Genomic DNA, 21771 nt, shown 5'->3' with positions numbered 1-21771 from the left:
CCCAAGGGTATGGCTGTTCGCCATTTAAAGTGGTACGCGAGCTGGGTTTAGAACGTCGTGAGACAGTTCGGTCCCTATCTGCCGTGGGCGCTGGAGAATTGAGGGGGGCTGCTCCTAGTACGAGAGGACCGGAGTGGACGCATCACTGGTGTTCGGGTTGTCATGCCAATGGCACTGCCCGGTAGCTAAATGCGGAAGAGATAAGTGCTGAAAGCATCTAAGCACGAAACTTGCCCCGAGATGAGTTCTCCCTGAGACTTTAAGTCTCCTGAAGGAACGTTGAAGACGACGACGTTGATAGGTCGGGTGTGTAAGCGCAGCGATGCGTTGAGCTAACCGATACTAATGAACCGTGAGGCTTAACCTTACAACGCCGAAGGTGTTTTGGCGAAGAGACAGACACGATTTTCAGCCTGATACAGATTAACAGAATTTGCCTGGCGGCTTTAGCGCGGTGGTCCCACCTGACCCCATGCCGAACTCAGAAGTGAAACGCCGTAGCGCCGATGGTAGTGTGGGGTCTCCCCATGTGAGAGTAGGGAACTGCCAGGCATCAAACAAGTGAAGAGGCCATCCGCAAGGATGGCCTTTTTGCGTTTGTTTGCTGAAAAACGGCAGGCCTTAAGAAGCCGTCACCCGGCAGATTTCAGACTGCACACCACGCCGAAATAAACGCTGCAATCCCCTCCACATTATTCAAATCCAGAACCGGTACTTTCAGCGTCAACGCAACGTCACTGGCCACGGCAATCACATGTTCATCCAGCGTTAACTCACTTACGTCATGTCCGGCATCGCTTCTGAATAGCAGGATCTTCGCAACAGCCTCATGCTTAAACCCCTCAACCAGCACCAGATCCAGCGTGGAGTGATCCATCCGGCTGACAAGATAAGCGAGATCCAGCGGTGCTTCATCCGGTGTTTCTGTCATTAACGCCCAGCGCTGGTTACTCGCCACCATCGTTTGTGCAGCGCCAGCCTTACGCAGCTCATAGCTATCTTTCCCCGGTTTATCGACATCCATGTTATGGTGCGTATGCTTAATCAATCCGGGACGAATGCCTTTGGCGCAAAGTGCAGGTATCAGTTTTTTTAGCAGCGAAGTTTTCCCGGTGCCACTCCAGGCTGAGATCGCTAATACGGGTATCATTTTCTCTCCTGCATCATCTGCAAATCTTCCGTCGTGTTTACATTCACAAACGCCGATTTCATGTCGCTGAAATCAACGGAATGCCCTCCGGACTGGCGCATAAATACCATGACGCGTCGCTCTCCTGCGGCCAGGTAATCTTCCAGCGCGGATATTAACGAGCGATTAATCAATGCGATCGTTGGATGGTCGCGTTCACCGTCGTGTACCCAGACGACGGGAGCACCACCGCGCCGCTGCACCAGACGTTCAACCAGACAGGACGGGATGAAGGGCGTATCACATGGACAAAAGAGAAACCACTCTCCGTACGACTGCTGCATAACAGAAAGCATTCCCGCCAGCGGACCGGGGTAGTCCACCAGGTTATCCTGATAAACCGGATACCCGCTGCGCTGATAAATATCAACATGTCGGTTAGCGCTGATCGCCATCGATGACACCTGATCTGCAAGCGTATCAGCAACATGCTGCCATAATGGTGTGTTGTTCAGGAGCTGAAGTCCCTTATCCTTTCCACCCATTCGCGTTGCCCTGCCCCCGGCCAGAACAACCCCGATGATTTCCTGGCATTGATTCACGAATATCGCCTCTTTTATTGTGGGATTGACCCTGCTAACGTGTCTCTCTAAATGAAAGGAGCACTACCATGAAATGTAAACGTCTTAATGAAGTCATTGAGCTTCTCCAGCCGGCCTGGCAAAAAGAGCCAGAGCTGAATCTGATGCAATTTTTACAGAAACTGGCGAAAGAGTCAGGTTTTGATGGCGAACTGGCGGACCTTTCTGACGACATCCTGATCTACCACCTGAAAATGCGTGACTCGGCTAAAGATGCTGTTATTCCTGGCATTCAGAAAGATTATGAAGAGGATTTTAAAACCGCATTACTGCGCGCCCGAGGCGTAATTAAAGAGTAAAAGCTTGTAAGCGGAGCCACCGAAATCGCCACAAGATGATATCCTGAATCATTCGTATAATTTCCGGATGATCGGATGAACGACCAGGCTTTTACTTTCCAGACACTACACCCGGATACCATTATGGATGCGCTGTTCGAGCAGGGTATTCGGGTGGATTCCGGGTTAACCGCTTTAAACAGCTACGAAAACCGTGTCTACCAATTTCAGGACGAAGAGCGCCAGCGCTTTGTCGTAAAGTTTTACCGTCCACAGCGCTGGTCCGCAGAACAAATTCAGGAAGAACATCAGTTTGCCCACGATCTACTGGATGATGATGTTCCCGTTGCGGCACCGATTAAATTCAATAACCAAACGCTGCTGACCCATCAGGGCTTTTACTACGCGGTATTTCCGAGCCTGGGCGGAAGACAGTTTGAGGCAGATAATATCGATCAGATGGAATGGGTTGCCCGCTATCTGGGGCGCATTCATCAGACGGGACGTAAAAAACCGTTTGTTGCCCGTCCGACGATTGGTGTTCAGGAATATCTTATTGAGCCGCGACAGGTATTCGAAACATCGGCGCTGATCCCGAATGCACTAAAGGATAATTTCCTCACGGCGACCGATAAGCTTATTGATGCTGTAAAAGCCTGCTGGCGGGATGATATTACTACTCTGCGCCTGCACGGTGACTGCCACGCCGGGAATATTCTCTGGCGCGATGGGCCGCTATTTGTCGATCTTGATGACGCACGTATGGGACCCGCGGTGCAGGATCTATGGATGCTACTCAACGGTGATAAAGCCGAGCAGCGCATGCAGCTTGAGACCATAATTGAAGCTTATGAAGAATTTATCCCCTTTAATTCAGACGAAATTGCCTTGATAGAGCCTTTACGTGCGATGCGATTTGTTTATTATCTCGCGTGGTTAATCAGGCGTTGGGAAGACCCGGCTTTTCCCCGAAATTTCCCCTGGCTTACCGGGGAGGATTACTGGCGCAACCAGATATCCACATTTACCGAGCAGGTTAAGGTTCTACAGGAACCCCCTTTGCAATTAACGCCGATGTATTAATTGGACACACCCAGGAGAGAGTTGATCATGAAAAAAATTTGGCTGGCGCTGGCTGGTATGATTCTGGCATTTAGCGCAACTGCTGCGCAGTTTACCGACGGCAAGCAGTACATTACGCTAGACAAGCCTGTTGCTGGCGAGCCTCAGGTGCTGGAGTTCTTCTCCTTCTACTGCCCGCACTGCTACGAGTTTGAGCAGGTACTTCATGTTTCTGACAACGTGAAGAAAAAGCTGCCGGAAGGCACCAAAATGACGAAATACCACGTTGAGTTCCTTGGCCCACTGGGCAAAGATCTGACTCAGGCATGGGCGGTCGCGATTGCGCTGGGTGTGGAAGATAAGATCACCGCGCCTATGTTTGAAGCCGTACAGAAAACCCAGACCGTACAAACTACGGCAGATATCCGTAAAGTGTTCGTAGATGCCGGTGTGAAAGGTGAAGACTACGACGCTGCCTGGAACAGTTTTGTGGTGAAATCTCTCGTGGCACAGCAGGAAAAAGCTGCCGCTGACTTCCAGTTGCAGGGCGTGCCGGCGATGTATGTTAACGGCAAATACCAGGTGAATATGCGTGGTATGGACACGACCAGCATGGATATCTTCGTACAACAGTACGCTGATACCGTGAAATACCTGGTTGAGAAAAAGTAACAACCATAAAGAAAAACGCCGGTCACTGACCGGCGTTTTTGTATGAAGATTTAATCTTCGCTATCTGCTCGTCTTTCTCTTTCCAGAGTGTATTAAGCCAAAGCTGGAAACGACGTTTGAAGTTTTTATCGTTGACGTAATCCCCGTGCAGTTCAGTATTGACGGGCACCAGATCAACGCGGACAACGATACGCGTCAGCCTGCCGCTGAGCATGTCGTAGAATGGCGTCCTGTCGTTTTCCGGATAGCAGAGCGTTACGTTCAACAATTTATCGAACTGCTCACCCAGCACGTTGAGCGCCATTGCGATGCCCGCAGCCTTTGGCGGCAACAGGTTCTGATAAGGAGAGCGAGTTTGCTGGCGCTTCTCTTCGGTAAAGCGCGATCCTTCGACGAAGTTAACAATGGTGGTGGGATGCGCGCGAAACTTCTCGCAAGAACGGCGCGTGGTTTCCACGTCCTTACCGCGGCGTTCCGGATGACGAATCAAATAGCTGCGTGAATAGGGTTTCATAAACGGCATATCCAGCGCCCAGCAGGCCAGACCAATGAAAGGCACCCAGGCCAGCTGCTGTTTCAGAAAGTATTTATTCATCGGAATGTGTTTGCGAAACAGTACGCACAATACAACAATGTCGGCCCAGCTGTGGTGATTGCAGATCAGCAGATACCAGTTCTTTTTGTTCAGCTTCTCCAGACCCTGAACGTCCCACTTCAGCCAGGGGTTCAGATGCAGCAGGATCGCCAGGCCTTCACACCAGCAGTACATCATAAAATTACAAAAAGCAGACACCGCGCGCCATACCGGAGGGACAGGCAACAGGAGCTTAATTATTCCGGCAACGATGATTGGCACAGAACAGGCGATAGTAACCAGAATAGTTAAAATGACGCTTAATAATAATGTTATCGCAGCGAGTATTCTCGACATGATGAATTTTTTCAGATAGTTAGCTGTAATTGAGCAGCCGGCTATCCGGTGCTGGGCGCCGATCTTATCAGAAATTCGCTCAGACCAGGGCGCTTTCACACCAGGAGGTCGCGGCTTTTCCTGGCAGGCCTCGAATTTTTCCCTATAGACAAGGTGCTTAAGCCTTATATCCACATAGACTAAATAACCATCAGTGAGGTGTGATCTTAATTGATCTTGTATTAATTGTTTGATTTAAATAGATAAATAAGTTTTCAATATCACTTTTATCAAGCTGTTATTCACCTGTATTAAAAATATGCACAAACTTATCCACAGTTTTGTTTTGCGAGCGATCTTCCCGATCGCAAAATCTTTTTCTGTATAAAGCGCTAAAACCTGATGTTTTCATCCTTCTGTGGCATCCTTTACCCATAAATTCATAACAGGCACGGACATTATGGTTCAGATCCCAGAAAACCCACTTATACTCGTCGATGGCTCTTCTTACCTGTATCGGGCGTATCATGCGTTTCCTCCTCTGACCAACAGCGCAGGGGAACCTACCGGCGCAATGTACGGCGTGCTGAATATGCTGCGCAGCCTGATTCTGCAATACCACCCAACCCATGCGGCCGTGGTGTTTGATGCGAAGGGTAAAACCTTCCGCGATGAATTATTTGAGCATTACAAATCACACCGTCCCCCTATGCCTGACGATCTGCGTGCGCAGATTGAACCGCTGCACGCTATGGTGAAAGCGATGGGGCTGCCACTGCTGGCGGTCTCTGGCGTTGAAGCTGACGACGTTATTGGTACCCTGGCGCGCGAAGCGGAAAAAGCAGGCCGCCCGGTTCTGATCAGTACCGGTGATAAAGACATGGCGCAGCTGGTAACGCCAGGGATTACGCTGATCAACACCATGACAAACACCATTCTTGGCCCGGAAGAAGTGGTCGCCAAATATGGTGTGCCGCCAGAGCTCATTATTGATTTCCTCGCCCTGATGGGCGATTCCTCGGATAACATTCCTGGCGTGCCGGGCGTGGGTGAAAAAACAGCTCAGGCGCTGCTGCAAGGGCTGGGCGGGCTGGATACGCTGTATGCAGAGTCCGACAAAATTGCCGGTCTTACCTTCCGTGGCGCAAAAACCATGGCCGGAAAGCTCGCCGATAACAAAGAGGTGGCTTATCTCTCCTATCAGTTGGCCACCATCAAAACTGACGTAGAGCTGGAGCTTACCTGCGAGCAGCTGGAAGTGCAGGAACCCGCCGCCGACGAACTGCTTGGTCTGTTCAGAAAATACGAATTTAAACGCTGGACCGCGGATGTTGAAGCCGGTAAATGGCTTCAGGCGAAAGGGGCTAAATCTGCGGCGAAGCCGAAAGAGACCATCGTTGTCGATGCCGTAGAGCAGGCAGAAGAAGAGGCGATAGCGCTCTCCTTCGACAACTATGAAACCATCCTGGAAGAGTCACGGCTCGTCGCCTGGATTGAAAAGCTAAAAAAAGCGCCAGTATTTGCTTTCGATACCGAAACGGACAGCCTTGATAACATTACGGCTAATATGGTGGGTCTGTCATTCGCGACGGAGCCGGGTGTTGCCGCCTATGTTCCGGTTGCTCACGACTATCTGGATGCGCCGGAGCAAATCTCCCGCGAGCGCGCCTTAGAACTACTGAAGCCGATTCTGGAAGACGAGAAAGCACTGAAGGTCGGGCAAAACCTGAAGTATGACCGCGGTATTCTGCAAAACTACGGCATTGAGCTGCGTGGTATCGCTTTTGACACCATGCTTGAATCTTACATTCTGGACAGCGTGGCGGGCCGCCATGATATGGATTCCTTATCCGATCGTTGGCTGAAACACAAAACCATCACCTTTGAAGAAATTGCCGGTAAGGGTAAAAATCAGCTGACCTTTAACCAGATCGCGCTGGAAGAGGCAGGCCGCTACGCCGCGGAAGACGCTGACGTCACGCTACAGCTGCATCTCAAAATGTGGCCGAAATTGCAGAAGCACGAAGGGCCGCTGAATGTGTTCCGGAACATTGAGATGCCGCTGGTGCCTGTGCTGTCCCGCATTGAGCGCAATGGCGTTAAAATCGACCCAACGGTGCTGCATAACCACTCTGGTGAGCTGGCGCAGCGCCTGACCGAGCTTGAACAGAAAGCGCATGAGCTTGCTGGCGAGGCATTTAACCTGTCTTCACCGAAACAGCTGCAAACCATCCTGTTTGAAAAACAGGGTATCAAGCCGCTGAAGAAAACCCCGGGCGGCGCTCCTTCAACGTCTGAAGAGGTGCTGGAAGAGCTGGCGCTGGACTATCCGCTGCCAAAAGTTATTCTGCAATACCGCGGTCTGGCTAAGCTGAAATCGACCTATACCGACAAACTGCCGTTGATGATCAACCCGAAAACGGGCCGCGTGCACACCTCCTATCACCAGGCTGTGGCGGCGACCGGGCGACTTTCGTCAACCGATCCTAACCTTCAGAACATTCCGGTGCGTAATGAAGAGGGCCGCCGTATTCGCCAGGCTTTCATTGCGCCAGAGGATTATCTGATTGTCTCCGCGGACTACTCGCAAATCGAACTGCGTATTATGGCGCACCTGTCACGCGACAAAGGCCTGCTGACGGCCTTTGCCGAAGGGAAGGACATTCACCGGGCAACCGCTGCCGAAGTGTTTGGGCTGCCGCTGGAGAGCGTGACAAATGAGCAGCGTCGTAGCGCAAAAGCGATCAACTTCGGTCTGATTTACGGCATGAGTGCCTTTGGTCTTTCACGCCAGCTCAATATTCCGCGTAAAGAGTCGCAGAAGTATATGGATCTCTACTTCGAGCGGTATCCGGGCGTGCTGGAATATATGGAACGTACCCGCGCGCAGGCGAAAGAGAAAGGCTACGTTGAAACGCTGGATGGCCGTCGTCTCTACCTTCCGGACATCAAATCCAGCAACGCCGCGCGCCGCGCGGGTGCTGAACGTGCTGCGATTAACGCCCCTATGCAGGGCACTGCGGCGGACATCATTAAACGCGCAATGATCGCCGTCGATGCCTGGTTGGAAAAAGAGAAGCCGCGCGTGAAAATGATCATGCAGGTACACGATGAACTGGTCTTTGAAGTTCATAAAGACGATCTGGAGACGGTCTCTCAGAAGATCCATGAACTGATGGAAAACAGCATGAAGCTGGACGTTCCGTTGCTGGTGGAAGTGGGTAGCGGCGAAAACTGGGATCAGGCTCACTAAGGGCTAACGGAATAACGCGCGTTTTATGTAAGTAAGCAACATAAGTACGCGCGTTTTGTGACGATCATTAGAATTCCCTATGTAAAGAATGAAAAAAAACTACAAAAAGTGCTTTGTCCAGCGATAAAAAAAGAGTAGAGTTAACGACGTAGGGTACAGAGGTAAGATGTTCTATCTTTCAGACCTTTTACTTCACGTAATCGGATTTGGCTGAATATTTTAGCCGCCCCAGTCAGTAATGACTGGGGCGTTTTTTATTGCGGCAAAGAAAGTTTCAGGCGAAAAAAACGCGGTCATCGCCGCGCCTGTTATTACTCTGCTTCCGCTTCTGTCGCCGGTTCCAGATCGTTAAACCAGCTGTCGAGCTTCTGACGCAGTTTATCCACGCCCTGCTTTTTCAGCGAGGAGAACGGTTCAACCTGTACATCACCGTTGAATGCCAGCACCGCTTCACGAACCTTATTCACCTGTGCCTTGCGCGCGCCGCTCGCCAGCTTATCCGCTTTTGTCAGCAGTACCAGCACCGCAATATCGCTTGCCACCGCCCAGTCAATCATCTGCTGGTCGAGATCTTTCAGCGGATGACGAATATCCATCAGCACCACCAGGCCTTTCAGACACATGCGTTTTTCCAGGTATTCACCCAGCGCACGCTGCCATTTGATCTTCATCTCTTCCGGTACCTGCGCGTAACCGTAGCCCGGTAAATCGACCAGGCGTTTGCCTTCAGCCACTTCAAACAGGTTAATCAGTTGTGTACGGCCAGGTGTTTTTGAGGTACGCGCCAGGTTTTTCTGATTGGTCAGCGTATTCAGGGCACTGGATTTTCCCGCATTGGAGCGGCCAGCAAATGCCACTTCAATCCCTGTGTCTGAGGGCAGGTGGCGAATATCGGGCGCACTGGTGACAAAATGCGTCTGTTGGTAGTTCCAGGTAGTCACGTGGTCGTCTCCAAAAATCGTAATCTGCGGGGATTATACCTGAATGCGGGCAAAAGGCTTTTCCCTTCGTCATTGACATGTAAGTGAAAGCCCTGCGAAATGTAAGAGATTTGCCCTTAAGCGTATGAGAAATTTAAGAGAAATCGCAGGGGCTAAAAAACTCAAGATATTAAAATTCAAAGAGTTATTAATGAGTAATTATCTGAAAATCCGGTTTTGTACCTTTTCGTTGCTTGTTAGTTTAAAGGAACAAGGTAAAGTGTGTGCTACGGCGAGGATGCCAACAGGATAACGACTTAAGGATAAGGGTCAGGAGCGCCAGGAGGCGAAGACTCAGGATTGTCAGGACGACCGGCGCCTGGAGGCGTTTTTAACAGGAAACGGAACCGTATCACGGACGGTAGTAGCCAAGGGATAAACAGGGTTTGTTGCAGGCAAACAGGGAATGTCTGACCCGTTAAGGGTTGTGAGTCAGGAAAAAAGGCGACAGATTGCTCTGTCGCCTTTTTTCTTTGCTTGCTTTCTGCTAGATTTCGCCGCAATTCTATACTGAAGAAAACGACTTAAAGATAAAACATCATGAAAAAACCGACCTCCGCTGCGGGCGCGAAACGCCCTGCAAAAGCACGCCGCAAAACGCGCGAAGAACTGAATCAGGAAGCGCGCGATCGCAAACGCGATAAAAAACATCGTGGCCATGCTGCGGGTAGCCGTGCTAACGGTGGCGGTGCCGCAGGCGCTTCTGCAAAAGGCAAACAGCAGAAAGATCCTCGTATCGGCAGTAAAACTCCCATTCCACTGGGCGTGACAGACACCCCGGTCACTAAGCAGCACAAACCAAAGAGCGAGAAACCTATGCTTTCACCGCAGGCTGAGCTGGATTTGCTGGAGAACGATGAGCGCCTGGACGCGCTGCTGGAACGTCTTGAAGAGGGTGAAACCTTGACCGCCGAAGAGCAGTCATGGGTGGATGCCAAACTGGATCGCATCGACGAGCTGATGCAGAAGCTGGGTCTGTCTTACGATGACGAAGACGACGAAGAAGAAGACGAAAAGCAGGAAGATATGATGCGTCTTCTGAAGGGTGGAAACTAACATTTGCACCCGGCAGGTACACTCGTCCTGCTTATAACCCTTCCGGTTATATGTTATCTGGTGTGGTTATTCGTTAAACTACGGCGGTTGTCGCGGCGACAGAAGTGGCTGCGCACCCGAATGATGGCCCGCAACGGGACCAGAACGGGCCGCCGTATACGAACGCGACACCAACGGAAGGAGTGAGCATGTCTGTACCATCTATCGACTGGGATTTGGCCCTGATCCAGAAATATAACTATTCCGGGCCGCGTTATACCTCATACCCCACCGCGCTGGAGTTTTCTGACGCTTTCGGCGAGGCGGATTTTCAGCATGCTGTGGCGCGCTATCCCGAGCGCCCGCTGTCGCTCTACGTCCATATTCCATTCTGCCATAAGCTCTGCTACTTCTGCGGCTGCAATAAAATCGTTACCCGCCAGCAGCACAAAGCCGATCAATACCTCGATGCGCTCGAACAGGAAATTCTGCACCGCGCACCGCTGTTTAAAGGGCGTCACGTTAGCCAGCTTCACTGGGGCGGTGGTACGCCAACCTATCTGAATAAAGCGCAGATCAGCCGCCTGATGGCGCTGCTGCGCGACAATTTCAGTTTTAACGACGACGCCGAAATTTCGATCGAGGTCGATCCACGTGAAATCGAGCTGGATGTGCTGGATCATTTACGCGCTGAAGGCTTCAACCGCCTGAGTATGGGCGTACAGGACTTCAATAAAGAAGTACAACGCCTGGTAAACCGCGAGCAGGACGAAGCGTTTATTTTTGCCTTACTCAACCATGCGCGTGAAATCGGCTTTACCTCAACGAATATAGACCTGATTTACGGCCTGCCGAAGCAGACGCCGGAGAGCTTCGCCTACACGCTTAAACGCGTGGCTGAGCTTAACCCGGACCGTCTGAGCGTCTTTAATTACGCGCACCTGCCGACGCTGTTCGCCGCTCAGCGCAAAATCAAAGATGCGGATCTGCCTTCCGCCCAGCAGAAGCTGGATATTTTGCAGGAGACCATCGCCTCGCTGACCGAAACCGGCTATCAGTTTATCGGGATGGATCACTTTGCCCGCCCTGACGACGAACTGGCAATTGCCCAGCGCGAAGGTGTTCTCCACCGTAACTTCCAGGGTTACACCACCCAGGGCGATACCGATCTGCTCGGAATGGGCGTCTCCGCCATCAGCATGATTGGCGACTGCTACGCTCAGAACCAGAAAGAGCTGAAGCTGTACTACCAGCAGGTTGATGAAACGGGTAACGCATTGTGGCGCGGCATTGCGTTAACGCGTGACGACTGCATCCGTCGTGATGTGATTAAGGCGCTTATCTGCAACTTCCGTCTCGAATTCCGCGAGGTGGAGTCGCAATGGGATCTGCAATTCAGCGATTACTTTGCCGAAGACCTGAAACTCCTTGCGCCGCTGGCGAAGGACGGGCTGGTGGATGTGTCGGAAAGCGCGGTGGTCGTCACGCCGAAAGGACGTCTGTTGATTCGTAATATCTGCATGTGCTTCGATGCCTATCTGCGTCAGAAGGCGCGTTTACAGCAGTTCTCGCGGGTGATTTAAGTTGAAAAGCCGGGTAAGCGAAGCGCCACCCGGCTTTTCATCAACAGCTCGTTAGCTAAACAGCCCAACCAGCGCCGCACACAGCACCGCCGCAACGGCAGTTTGTGGCGTGTGGCTTTCTGCTGCTCCGCTCGAAAGCAAAGTCACTAATGATTCCAGCATGATGCTCCCCCCTGTTTCCGGGCACGATCATACAAAACTCATCGGAACAGTAAAGCGCAAAATAACGGCACTTTGCGCTCAATTAGTAACCTTTACACAGCGGAGTAAGATCACTCCATTCCCAGCTCTTTCAGCTTGCGCGTCAGGGTGTTTCGACCCCATCCCAACAGGCGAGCCGCTTCCTGTTTGTGGCCCTGGGTATGACGAAGCGCGGTAGTTAACAGCGTGCGCTCCATCTCCGGCTGCGCTTCGGAGAGCAGATTTTGATGACCGGAACGCAGCGCGCGATCTGCCCACTGCGCCAGCAGCGTCGCCCAGCTGTCCGGCAGCGCATGTCCGGCGGTGCTTTCGGGCACGGTGGCTTCAAACAGCTCGGCGGGGAGATCCTGAATCAACACTTCCTGTCCGGCGGCCATCACGGTCAGCCAGCGACAGGTGTTTTCCAGCTGACGCACGTTGCCAGGCCACGCCAGACGGGTGAGGGCGGCATCCGTTTCCGGATGAAGCTGCTTGGCTTCCACGCCCAGCTCGCGGGCCGCCACTTGCAGGAAATGGCGCGCCAGACGCGGGATATCTTCCCGACGCTCGCGCAGCGGCGGCAGGTGGACACGGATCACGTTCAGACGATGGAATAAATCCTCACGGAATTTCCCCTCCTGCACGCGCAGCTCCAGGTTCTGGTGCGTCGCGGCAATAATGCGCACGTCCACCTTCACCGGCGCATACCCGCCCACGCGGTAAAACTGGCCATCTGCCAGCACGCGCAGCAGTCGGGTCTGAACATCCAGCGGCATATCGCCGATTTCATCCAGGAATAGCGTTCCGCCGTCAGCCTGTTCAAAGCGTCCCTGACGAATGGTATTTGCCCCGGTAAACGCCCCTTTTTCGTGGCCGAACAACTCAGATTCAATCAAATCTTTGGGGATCGCCGCCATGTTCAGGGCGATGAAAGGCGCTTTCGCCCGCGGGCTGTGGCGATGCAGGGCGTGCGCAACCAGCTCTTTACCGGTCCCTGATTCACCGTTAATCAAGACGCTGATAGACGAGCGCGACAGACGCCCGATGATGCGAAACACGTCCTGCATGGCCGGCGCTTCACCGATGATGTCCGTCGTAGGCCCGAAATCCGGCGCGTGGCGGGGCTGCTGTTGCTCCTGATAGTGGCTGATGGCGCGTTCGACCAGGGCAACGGCTTCGTCGATATCAAACGGTTTTGGCAGATAATCAAACGCCCCCTGCTGGTAGGCGCTAACGGCGGCATCCAGGTCGGAGTGGGCGGTCATTATGATGACCGGAAGCATGGGGTGGCGCTGTTTGATCTGCTTTAAGAGCGCCAGTCCGTCCATGCCCGGCATGCGAATATCCGAGAGCAGAACGTCCGGCGTTTTGGTGGTGAGTGCGTCGAGCACCTCGCTGCCGCTCTCAAACGTCGTGCAGCTTAATCCCGCTCCTGTGAGTGCGCGTTCAAGCACCCAACGGATGGAGCTATCGTCATCGACTACCCAGACTATCCCTCGTTGCATAAACGTCACCTTTATTTTTTAATCGGCAGGAAAACCGAAAACTCGGTATGTCCCGGCCAACTGGTAAATTCAATTTTGCCGGAGTGTTGGTCAATCAAATTACGGGCTATGGATAACCCCAGCCCGGTGCCGCCTTCGCGACCGCTGACCATCGGGTAGAACAGAGTGTCCTGGAGATGCGGCGGGATCCCCGGCCCGTTATCTTCCACATCAATACGTGCCGCCAGACGATAACGCACGCCGTGCAGCGTCAGCTGGAACGCGGTGCGGGTACGCAGAATAATTTCGCCACCCTCCGGGCCCAGCGCCTGCAACGCGTTACGCACAATGTTCAACAGCACCTGTTCAATCTGGTCCGGATCGTGCGCCAGCTCCGGCAGGCTTGGGTCGTAATCACGCACCAGCGTGACGTTATCCGGCAGCTCCATAGAGACGAGTTTCACCACCCGCTCCGCGACCTTGTGAATGCTTTCTGAAACATGCATCCCCGGCTGCTGTGGCCCGAGCAGGCGATCGACCAGATTACGCAGACGGTCCGCCTGCTCGATAATGACGTTGGTATACTCCGCCAGGGCAGGGTCAGGCAGCGCTTTGGTCAAAAGCTGTGCCGCACCGCGTAAGCCGCCCAGCGGGTTTTTGATCTCATGGGCCAGCCCGCGCACCAGGTCGCGCGCCGCAATCTGCTGCGCATGCTGAAGCTGCTCCTGGCTGAGACGACGCTGGTTATCCATCGGCGCCATTTCCAGCAGAATCATGCCATCTGGCAGGCGCTGTGCGGTGAGGGACAAAATATGCGAGCGTCCGTCAATCACCAGCGTCACTTCGTTATCGGTGAAGCCCTGACCCGCCTGCAAACTCTCCTGCATCAGACCAATATTCAGCGAGAAATAGCTCAGCAGTTCCGGCAGCGGCGTGCCAAACAGTTTTCGGGCGCTTTGGGCGAGCAGCTGTTGCGCCGCCGGGTTGGCGTAATGGACCGCCAGCTCGTCGTCGACCAGCAAAATACTGTTAATCAAAGAATTGAGGATCTGCCCAGCATCGGGCAGCGTGCCAGTTGCCATTCAGCAGTCTCCTGGAGTCGTTGCACTATTTTAGTGCAGTATAGCGTTTTAGAGGTAAAAAGCGCGTGAGATCAGGTTGTTGGTGGAGAAAAAAGCCCATCCGAAGATGGGCTAAAGTTTCCACGGCAACTACTCCCGACGCGTATGCGCCGGGTAAAACAAATCAATTAAACGCTGTAGTACAGTTCGAACTCAACCGGGTGCGGCGTCATGCGAACGCGGTCGTTTTCTTCGGTACGCAGCGCGATGTAAGCGTCGATAGCTTCATCGGTGAACACGCCGCCAGCGGTCAGGAACTCGCGGTCTGCGTCCAGCGCTTGCAGGGCTTCTTCCAGAGAGCCGGCAACCTGTGGGATCTCTTTCGCTTCTTCTGGCGGCAGGTCGTACAGGTTTTTGTCCATGGCTTCGCCCGGGTGGATCTTGTTCTTGATACCGTCCAGACCGGCCATCAGCAGTGCTGCGAAGCACAGGTATGGGTTAGCCGCCGGGTCCGGGAAGCGCACTTCGATACGACGCGCTTTCGGAGACGCAACCACCGGGATACGGATAGAAGCAGAACGGTTACGGGCAGAGTACGCCAGCATCACGGGTGCTTCGTAGCCTGGAACCAGACGCTTGTAGGAGTTCGTGGTCGGGTTCGCCAGGGCGTTGATCGCTTTAGCGTGTTTGATAACACCGCCGATGTAGTGCAGCGCCTGCTCAGACAGACCCGCATACTTGTCACCAGAGAACAGGTTGGTGCCGTTCTTGGACAGGGACATGTGGCAGTGCATGCCGGAACCGTTGTCGCCAAACATTGGTTTTGGCATGAAGGTCGCGGTTTTACCGAAACGGTGCGCAACGTTGTGTACAACGTATTTGTAGATCTGAATCTCATCCGCTTTTTTGGTCATGGTGTTGAAGCGGGTAGCGATCTCGTTCTGGCCAGCCGTTGCCACTTCGTGGTGGTGCGCTTCAACAACCAGGCCCATCTCTTCCATGATCAGACACATGGTAGAACGGATGTCCTGTGAAGAATCGACCGGAGGAACCGGGAAGTAACCGCCTTTCACGCCCGGACGGTGACCTTTGTTACCACCTTCGTACTTGGTGGAAGAGTTCCATGCGCCTTCGATATCATCGATAGCGACGTGGGAGCCAGAAATGGAAGCACCAAAACGGATGTCGTCGAACAGGAAGAACTCTGGCTCTGGCCCGAACAGAACGGTGTCTGCGATGCCGGTAGAGCGCAGGTACTCTTCAGCGCGTTTTGCGATGGAGCGTGGGTCACGGTCATAGCCTTGCAGCGTGCCAGGTTCCAGAATATCGCAGCGGATGATCAGCGTAGGTTCTTCGTAGAACGGGTCAATGAGCGCAGTGGTTGCATCTGGCATCAGAACCATGTCGGATTCGTTAATGCCTTTCCAGCCGCCAATGGAGGAGCCGTCAAACATTTTGCCTTCTTCAAAGAATTCGGCGTTCACCTGATGAGCAGGGATCGTGACGTGCTGTTCTTTACCTTTGGTATCGGTGAAGCGCAGATCAACAAACTTCACTTCATGTTCGTTCAGCATCGTCAAAACGTGTTCAGCGGACATACTTAACTCTCCAGATTGGTCATTGTCGTCGTGGTAACGAGGTCTTCAAATCGGCTGGGCTGCCATATTTTTACTGTATTTCTGTAAAGCGAAATCTGTGCCAACTTTTAAAACACCCCAAAAAGGCGTTATCATGCGCACCATAGTGCAGAAGGGCTGCACCACATTGGATTTGTTGCACCATTATAGTGCTTCTGTGTGAACATCGAGCACCATATTGGTGCAATTTACGTTAAAGTGCCCTTTTACCGCTCCGTGAAAGCGATCACAAAGCATCTCTGCAATACTTGTTTGCGGGGGATGTTTGTGATCCTGTTTTGTAGTGCGATTAATCCGTGTACAATAACGCGCTATTTCTAAATGCCTGAGGCAAAGTTGTGATCGAAAAATTGCGTAATATCGCCATCATCGCGCACGTCGACCATGGTAAAACTACCCTGGTTGATAAGCTGCTACAGCAGTCCGGTACGTTTGATGCTCGTGCCGAAACTCAAGAGCGTGTGATGGACTCCAACGATTTGGAGAAAGAGCGTGGGATTACCATCCTCGCCAAAAACACCGCTATCAAATGGAATGACTACCGTATCAACATCGTTGATACCCCAGGGCACGCCGACTTCGGTGGTGAAGTTGAGCGCGTGATGTCCATGGTGGATTCCGTGCTGCTGGTGGTTGACGCATTTGATGGCCCTATGCCGCAAACGCGCTTCGTGACCAAAAAAGCATTTGCCCACGGCCTGAAACCTATCGTTGTGATCAACAAGGTTGACCGTCCTGGCGCGCGTCCTGACTGGGTTGTTGACCAGGTCTTCGACCTGTTCGTTAACCTCGACGCGACCGATGAACAGCTGGACTTCCCTATCGTTTATGCGTCTGCGCTGAACGGTATCGCCGGTCTGGATCACGAAGACATGGCGGAAGACATGACTCCGCTGTACCAGACGATTGTTGACCGCGTTCCTGCGCCAAACGTTGACCTGGAAGGCACCCTGCAAATGCAGATCTCTCAGCTCGACTACAACAACTATGTTGGCGTAATCGGCATTGGTCGTATCAAGCGCGGTAAAGTGAAGCCTAATCAGCAGGTCACTATCATCGATAGCGAAGGCAAAACCCGTAACGGTAAAGTCGGTAAAGTGCTGACTCACCTGGGTCTTGAGCGTATCGAGAGCGACATCGCTGAAGCGGGCGACATCATCGCTATCACCGGTCTGGGTGAACTGAACATCTCCGACACCATCTGCGATCCGCAGAACGTCGAAGCGCTGCCAGCCCTGTCCGTTGATGAACCAACCGTATCCATGTTCTTCAACGTCAACACCTCTCCGTTCTGTGGTAAAGAAGGTAAGTTCGTTACCTCTCGTCAGATCCTTGACCGCCTGAACAAAGAGCTGGTGCACAACGTTGCGCTGCGCGTTGAAGAAACCGAAGACGCTGATGCATTCCGCGTTTCGGGTCGTGGTGAGCTGCACCTGTCTGTTCTGATTGAGAACATGCGTCGTGAAGGTTTCGAGATGGCGGTTTCCCGTCCGAAAGTTATCTTCCGCGAAATCGATGGCCGTAAACAAGAGCCGTTCGAAAACGTAACGCTGGACGTTGAAGAGCAGCACCAGGGTTCTGTGATGCAGGCACTGGGTGAGCGTAAAGGCGACCTGAAAAACATGAATCCAGATGGCAAAGGCCGCGTACGTCTCGACTACGTGATCCCAAGCCGTGGCCTGATCGGCTTCCGTTCTGAGTTCATGACCATGACTTCCGGTACCGGTCTGCTGTACTCCACCTTCAGCCACTACGACGACGTTCGTCCGGGCGAAGTGGGCCAGCGTAACAACGGCGTGCTGATCTCCAACGGTCAGGGTAAAGCGGTTGCGTTTGCGCTGTTCGGTTTGCAGGATCGCGGTAAGCTGTTCCTGGGTCATGGTGCTGAAGTTTACGAAGGCCAGATCATCGGTATTCACAGCCGTTCTAACGACCTGACGGTAAACTGCCTGACCGGTAAGAAACTGACCAACATGCGTGCGTCCGGTACTGACGAAGCAACGGTTCTGGTTCCACCGATCAAGATGACGCTGGAGCAGGCTCTGGAATTCATCGATGATGACGAACTGGTCGAAGTGACGCCTCAGTCAATTCGTATCCGTAAACGTCACCTGACTGAGAACGATCGTAAACGTGCAATGCGCGGTGCGAAAGAAGACTAATTCGGTTATGCCGTAGGCCGGGTAAGCGCATGCGCCACCCGGCAACGAAAAAGCCGCTGAGCGATCAGCGGCTTTTTTATTAGAACGAATACCGTAATCCTAAACGGATCCGGTACTGCTCCCGGTTGTAATCATTCCATCGGTCCAGCCACTGTAGCTCAAGATACGGCAGCCAGTTTCTGTCGATTTTATAGCTGAACTTGTTAGTAATTTCCCAGTGATGATCTTTGCCATTTTTGCTGTGGTAATCATTCACCCGCTGGAAAAAGTGCGGCTCAAATGTGTAGAAAAACGCATCCGTCACTTTGAAATTCCAGTAGTTGGCGAATTCATGCGTGTCGTTCTTATCCATCTGCCCGTTATAGTCCGGCGTATCATAATTGTTATGGTTATAGCGATAGCGGAACGTCAGATTAAACCAGTCCGTAAATTTATAGTTAGTATCTAAATAAACCGCGCCACCTGATCCTGCGCTGCTGTCATTAATCAAGCCGCCGGGCTGGAAGGTCAGTTTGTCGGTCGGTTTGAAGAGTGGATACCACCCCTCAATTTCGTTATAGCTGTGCTTCAGTTCGTCCCATTTCCCCACGTTATAAGCGTTGGTGAACATCAGTCCCGCGCCCATATCGAAGTTATAGCCCGCACGCAGGATCACTTCGTGCAGCTCAGAGGCGGTGTTGTAGGCTTCGCGCGTTTCGACATAGGCCCCGGCAAAAACCGGGCAGGACACAGACGACACGATCAGTACGGTGATGATTCTTTTCATAATTTGTCCATGTATCAGGTACAGAAAGGCCTCCCTCCTGATAAACAGGAAGGACATACTGGCCGGATTTATTGTTATAAAGTGACTGCTGACGCTTTATTGTTGGTGGTTATCTCAGGGGTATTCGCGGTCTGTTTTTTCCGTTTTCCAATCTCCTCGATAATAAAGGCGAAGCGCGCTTCGTTGAGTTTATAAAACAGCCCCATGGTCACGGCGGCAACGATCGCCAGGCCGCACGGCCAGAGGAAAATAAGCTGACGCAACCCAAGCAGCGTGCCCGCGCTCTGCACGGCATGGGGAACGTAGCCAATCTGGGTCAGCATAATACCGGGCAGAAAACCGGCCAGCGCCGCGGAGATTTTGCGCGAGAAGGTATAGCCGGTATACACCGACCCTTCGGCGCGTATCCCGGTTTTCCACTCGCCGTAATCAACCGTATCCGGCACCAGCGCCCAGTTCAGGCTGTTCACAAACGCGGTGCCGAAAAAGGCCATGCAGGAAAAGAGCACGAACAGCAGGGAACTGGTCCCCCAGACGAAGTTCAGCACGTCGCCCACCGCCCACAGCGTCAGCCCGCCCAGATAGACCGGTTTCTTGCCAAAGCGCTTCACCGCGCCAGGCACCAGAAACACGCCAATCAGAATGCAGCCCATGCTGAAAAAGCCCATCCACGACAGGAGATGCACATCGTTCAGCACGTACTGGGTGTAATAGACCTGAATCGCCAGCTTGATGTTAAACGCGGCGAGGGTACATAGGTTGGCGATGCACAGCACCAGCAGCGGCGGGTTACGGAAAATCGCGCAGAACGATTTCAGAATGCCGGGCTTATGGTGATCGGGCGTAAGCTCGACGTAGCGCTCTTTCACCCCGCTGTAGCACCACCACATGCAGAACAGCCCCCCGGTGACAAACACCAGCGCGGCCACCAGATAGCCGAGTGAGGGCTGGCTGACGAACAGCGCCTGAATCGGCATAAAGCCGACGGTGCAGAGCAACAGTCCTACCGTTGCGCCGCCTTGACGCCACGCCGCAAGCTGCGCGCGCTCGTTCGGGTTTTTGGTGATGGCCGGAACCATTGCACCGTAGGCGCAGTTCATCAGGCTGTAGCAGAGGCCAAACATCATGAAGAGCACGGTGGCGAGGGCCGTTTTCACCGTCAGGCTAAAGTCGTTGGCCATAAACTGCGCCGTCGCGACCAGCGCCACCGGAACGGAGGCGTAAAGTATGAATGGCCTGAACTTCCCCCTCGGGCCAATGTTACGCCGGGAATCCAGCAGCACCCCGGTCAGCATGTCGGTGAACGCGGTAAAGAACTTGGCGACCAGAAAAATGATGCCGCCGTAGAACGCGGGCATGCCCAGCTCGTCCGTGTAAAACTTAAGCAGATACAGCGTGCCAATACACAGCATCAGGTTCGAGCCAAAATCACCCATCCCGTAGGCGCACTTCTCTCGCAGGCTCAATTTCAGGGTTAACGGATCAGTATTATGTGTCATGGTCGATCCTCAAAGCGCCCCGCAGGGCGCTCAATCACGTCATTTATGCCGTACGTTTGCGCAGTTCGATCTCTTCCACTATGCGCACATACATTTTCTCGTTGAGGTTGTAGAAGCAGCCCATCGCCACGATGGTGATGACCGCCAGCAGGCTCGGGTAGATAAATATCAGCTGCCGCAGCCCTTCAACCGTCCCGGCGGACTGCACCACGTTCGGCACATAGCCGATCTGGGTGAGCATGATCCCCGGGAAGAAGCCCGCCAGCGCCTGCGAGACCTTCCTGAAGAAGGTAAAGCCGGTGTAGACCGTTCCCTCGGAGCGCACGCCGGTGCGCCACTCGCCGTATTCCACGGTATCGGACACCAGCGCCCAGTTCAGGCTGTTCACGAACGCGGAACCGAAGAACGCCAGGCAGGAGAACGCCACAAAGCTCACCGAGCCGCCGCCGAAGAAGTAGTTAAGCAGATCGCCCGCCACCCAAATCATCAGCCCGCTGATGTAGACCTTTTTCTTGCCGAAGCGCCGCACCGCGCCGGGCATCATAAAGACGCCGATAAAAATACAGCCCATGCTGAAGAAGCCCATATACGACAGCAGGATCGGGTCGTTCAGCACGTACTGCGTGTAGTAGACCTGAATGGCGAGTTTGACGTTAAAGGCGCCCAGCGTGCACAGGTTAGCGATGCACAGGATAAACAGCGGACGGTTCCCGGCGATGGCGCGAAACGACTGCAACAGCCCCGGTTTCTGCGCCGGGTTAGCAGGCTGCGTCTCGACGTAACGCTCGGTAACGCCCTTATAGCACCACCACATAAAGAACAGCCCGAACAGCGAGAAGAGGGTGGCGGCAAAGATGTAGCCAAGCTGGTCGTTGCCCTCAATCAGGTTCATCACCGGGACAAAGCCCACCGTACAGAGCAGCAGACCCAGCGTGGCGCCGCCCTGGCGCCAGGCGGCCAGCGAAGCACGCTCGTCCGGGTTTTTGGTAATGGCGGGCACCATCGCGCCGTAGGAGCAATTCATCATGCTGAAGAACAGGCCGTACAGCATGAACAGCACCGTCGCCATCACCGTTTTACCGGTGATTTCAAACGGTGTTCCGACGAAGTTGGCAATCGCCAGCAACGTTACCGGGAAGGCTGCATACAGCACAAACGGGCGGAATTTCCCTTTCGGGCCGATCTTGCGCCGGGAATCGAGCATGATCCCGGTGCCCATATCGGTGAAGGCGGTAAAAAACTTCGCAATCAGGAAGATAATCCCGCCGTAGGTGCCCGGCAGCCCCAGCACGTCGGTGTAGAACTTCAGCAGATACAGCGTGCCGATATCAAGCAGGATGTTAGAGCCGAGATCGCCCATCCCGTAGGCGAGTTTTTCTTTAAACGGCAGGCGCAGGGTTGCCGGATCAGAAGTATGTTGACTCATTATTGTTCTCCGT

The 21771-nt window shown here is 53.3% G+C and carries 18 protein-coding genes and 2 rRNA genes; 9 read left to right on the top strand and 11 right to left on the bottom strand.

Annotated features, from left to right (window positions below; all coding sequences use genetic code 11):
- Positions 1 to 367: ribosomal RNA gene (locus tag SK47_RS21335) — 23S ribosomal RNA — on the top strand; the annotation flags it as partial.
- A gap of 69 nt (positions 368 to 436) precedes the next feature.
- Positions 437 to 552 (top strand): 5S ribosomal RNA (gene rrf / locus SK47_RS21330).
- A gap of 94 nt (positions 553 to 646) precedes the next feature.
- On the opposite strand, the gene mobB is transcribed toward rrf, so the two are convergent.
- Positions 647 to 1150, bottom strand: a complete 504-nt coding sequence (gene mobB, locus SK47_RS21325; RefSeq protein WP_003861899.1) for a molybdopterin-guanine dinucleotide biosynthesis protein MobB — start codon at positions 1148 to 1150, stop codon at positions 647 to 649.
- A complete protein-coding gene (mobA, locus tag SK47_RS21320) occupies positions 1147 to 1731 on the bottom strand; it encodes a molybdenum cofactor guanylyltransferase MobA (protein WP_045895052.1) in 585 nt (194 codons plus the stop codon). Before mobA ends, mobB begins: the two co-directional genes overlap by 4 nt.
- 68 nt (positions 1732 to 1799) lie before the next feature.
- On the opposite strand from mobA, the gene SK47_RS21315 reads away from it, so the two are divergent.
- From SK47_RS21315 to dsbA, 3 genes are all read left to right on the top strand, one after another.
- The gene (locus tag SK47_RS21315; protein ID WP_003861904.1) at positions 1800 to 2069 is read left to right on the top strand and encodes a YihD family protein; all 270 of its coding nucleotides are present in this window, start codon (positions 1800 to 1802) and stop codon (positions 2067 to 2069) included.
- 75 nt (positions 2070 to 2144) lie between these two features.
- Positions 2145 to 3131, top strand: a complete 987-nt coding sequence (locus tag SK47_RS21310) for a serine/threonine protein kinase (protein ID WP_003861905.1) — start codon at positions 2145 to 2147, stop codon at positions 3129 to 3131.
- 27 nt (positions 3132 to 3158) lie between these two features.
- Positions 3159 to 3782, top strand: a complete 624-nt coding sequence (gene dsbA / locus SK47_RS21305) for a thiol:disulfide interchange protein DsbA (RefSeq protein ID WP_003861908.1) — start codon at positions 3159 to 3161, stop codon at positions 3780 to 3782.
- Between the two features lie 22 nt (positions 3783 to 3804).
- On the opposite strand, the gene SK47_RS21300 is transcribed toward dsbA, so the two are convergent.
- Positions 3805 to 4713, bottom strand: coding sequence for an acyltransferase (locus tag SK47_RS21300; RefSeq protein WP_048245126.1), 909 nt, complete (start codon positions 4711 to 4713; stop codon positions 3805 to 3807).
- Positions 4714 to 5152: 439 nt separating this feature from the next.
- Here SK47_RS21300 and polA point away from each other — a divergent pair, with 439 nt between their 5' ends.
- A complete protein-coding gene (gene polA / locus SK47_RS21295) occupies positions 5153 to 7945 on the top strand; it encodes a DNA polymerase I (RefSeq protein WP_045895056.1) in 2793 nt (930 codons plus the stop codon).
- A 311-nt stretch (positions 7946 to 8256) separates the two neighbouring features.
- On the opposite strand, the gene yihA is transcribed toward polA, so the two are convergent.
- Positions 8257 to 8886, bottom strand: coding sequence for a ribosome biogenesis GTP-binding protein YihA/YsxC (yihA, locus tag SK47_RS21290; protein ID WP_003861913.1), 630 nt, complete (start codon positions 8884 to 8886; stop codon positions 8257 to 8259).
- 579 nt (positions 8887 to 9465) lie between these two features.
- On the opposite strand from yihA, the gene yihI reads away from it, so the two are divergent.
- Both yihI and hemN read left to right on the top strand, forming a co-directional pair.
- Positions 9466 to 9981, top strand: a complete 516-nt coding sequence (gene yihI, locus SK47_RS21285) for a Der GTPase-activating protein YihI (RefSeq protein WP_014885763.1) — start codon at positions 9466 to 9468, stop codon at positions 9979 to 9981.
- A gap of 188 nt (positions 9982 to 10169) precedes the next feature.
- Positions 10170 to 11543 carry an oxygen-independent coproporphyrinogen III oxidase gene (gene hemN / locus SK47_RS21280; RefSeq protein ID WP_022652087.1) on the top strand — a complete coding sequence of 458 codons (1374 nt, stop codon included), beginning with the start codon at positions 10170 to 10172 and terminating at the stop codon, positions 11541 to 11543.
- A gap of 51 nt (positions 11544 to 11594) precedes the next feature.
- On the opposite strand, the gene SK47_RS24025 is transcribed toward hemN, so the two are convergent.
- From SK47_RS24025 to glnA, 4 genes are all read right to left on the bottom strand, one after another.
- Complete coding sequence (locus SK47_RS24025; RefSeq protein ID WP_017382667.1) at positions 11595 to 11705, bottom strand: YshB family small membrane protein; 111 nt, start codon at positions 11703 to 11705, stop codon at positions 11595 to 11597.
- A 110-nt stretch (positions 11706 to 11815) separates the two neighbouring features.
- Positions 11816 to 13228, bottom strand: coding sequence for a nitrogen regulation protein NR(I) (gene glnG, locus SK47_RS21270; protein WP_003861919.1), 1413 nt, complete (start codon positions 13226 to 13228; stop codon positions 11816 to 11818).
- 11 nt (positions 13229 to 13239) lie between these two features.
- Complete coding sequence (glnL, locus tag SK47_RS21265) at positions 13240 to 14289, bottom strand: nitrogen regulation protein NR(II) (protein WP_003861923.1); 1050 nt, start codon at positions 14287 to 14289, stop codon at positions 13240 to 13242.
- A gap of 167 nt (positions 14290 to 14456) precedes the next feature.
- On the bottom strand, positions 14457 to 15866 hold the full coding sequence (gene glnA, locus SK47_RS21260) for a glutamate--ammonia ligase (RefSeq protein WP_003861925.1): 1410 nt from the start codon (positions 15864 to 15866) through the stop codon (positions 14457 to 14459).
- A 377-nt stretch (positions 15867 to 16243) separates the two neighbouring features.
- Here glnA and typA point away from each other — a divergent pair, with 377 nt between their 5' ends.
- Positions 16244 to 18067: a ribosome-dependent GTPase TypA gene (gene typA / locus SK47_RS21255; RefSeq protein WP_003861927.1), complete on the top strand. Its 1824-nt coding sequence runs from the start codon at positions 16244 to 16246 to the stop codon at positions 18065 to 18067.
- A 79-nt stretch (positions 18068 to 18146) separates the two neighbouring features.
- On the opposite strand, the gene ompL is transcribed toward typA, so the two are convergent.
- From ompL to SK47_RS21240, 3 genes are all read right to left on the bottom strand, one after another.
- On the bottom strand, positions 18147 to 18833 hold the full coding sequence (ompL, locus tag SK47_RS21250) for a porin OmpL (RefSeq protein ID WP_003861929.1): 687 nt from the start codon (positions 18831 to 18833) through the stop codon (positions 18147 to 18149).
- Between the two features lie 74 nt (positions 18834 to 18907).
- On the bottom strand, positions 18908 to 20332 hold the full coding sequence (locus SK47_RS21245) for an MFS transporter (protein ID WP_048245124.1): 1425 nt from the start codon (positions 20330 to 20332) through the stop codon (positions 18908 to 18910).
- Positions 20333 to 20375: 43 nt separating this feature from the next.
- Positions 20376 to 21758 (bottom strand): MFS transporter, encoded by a 1383-nt coding sequence (locus SK47_RS21240; protein WP_003861932.1) that lies wholly within the window; start codon positions 21756 to 21758, stop codon positions 20376 to 20378.
- Positions 21759 to 21771 lie beyond the last annotated feature (13 nt).

This window comes from Enterobacter sp. BWH52, from assembly GCF_001037565.1.
Lineage (GTDB): Bacteria > Pseudomonadota > Gammaproteobacteria > Enterobacterales > Enterobacteriaceae > Enterobacter > Enterobacter hormaechei_C.
The sequence above is the reverse complement of the archived record's forward strand: the minus strand, read 5'-3'. Positions and strand labels throughout refer to the sequence as shown.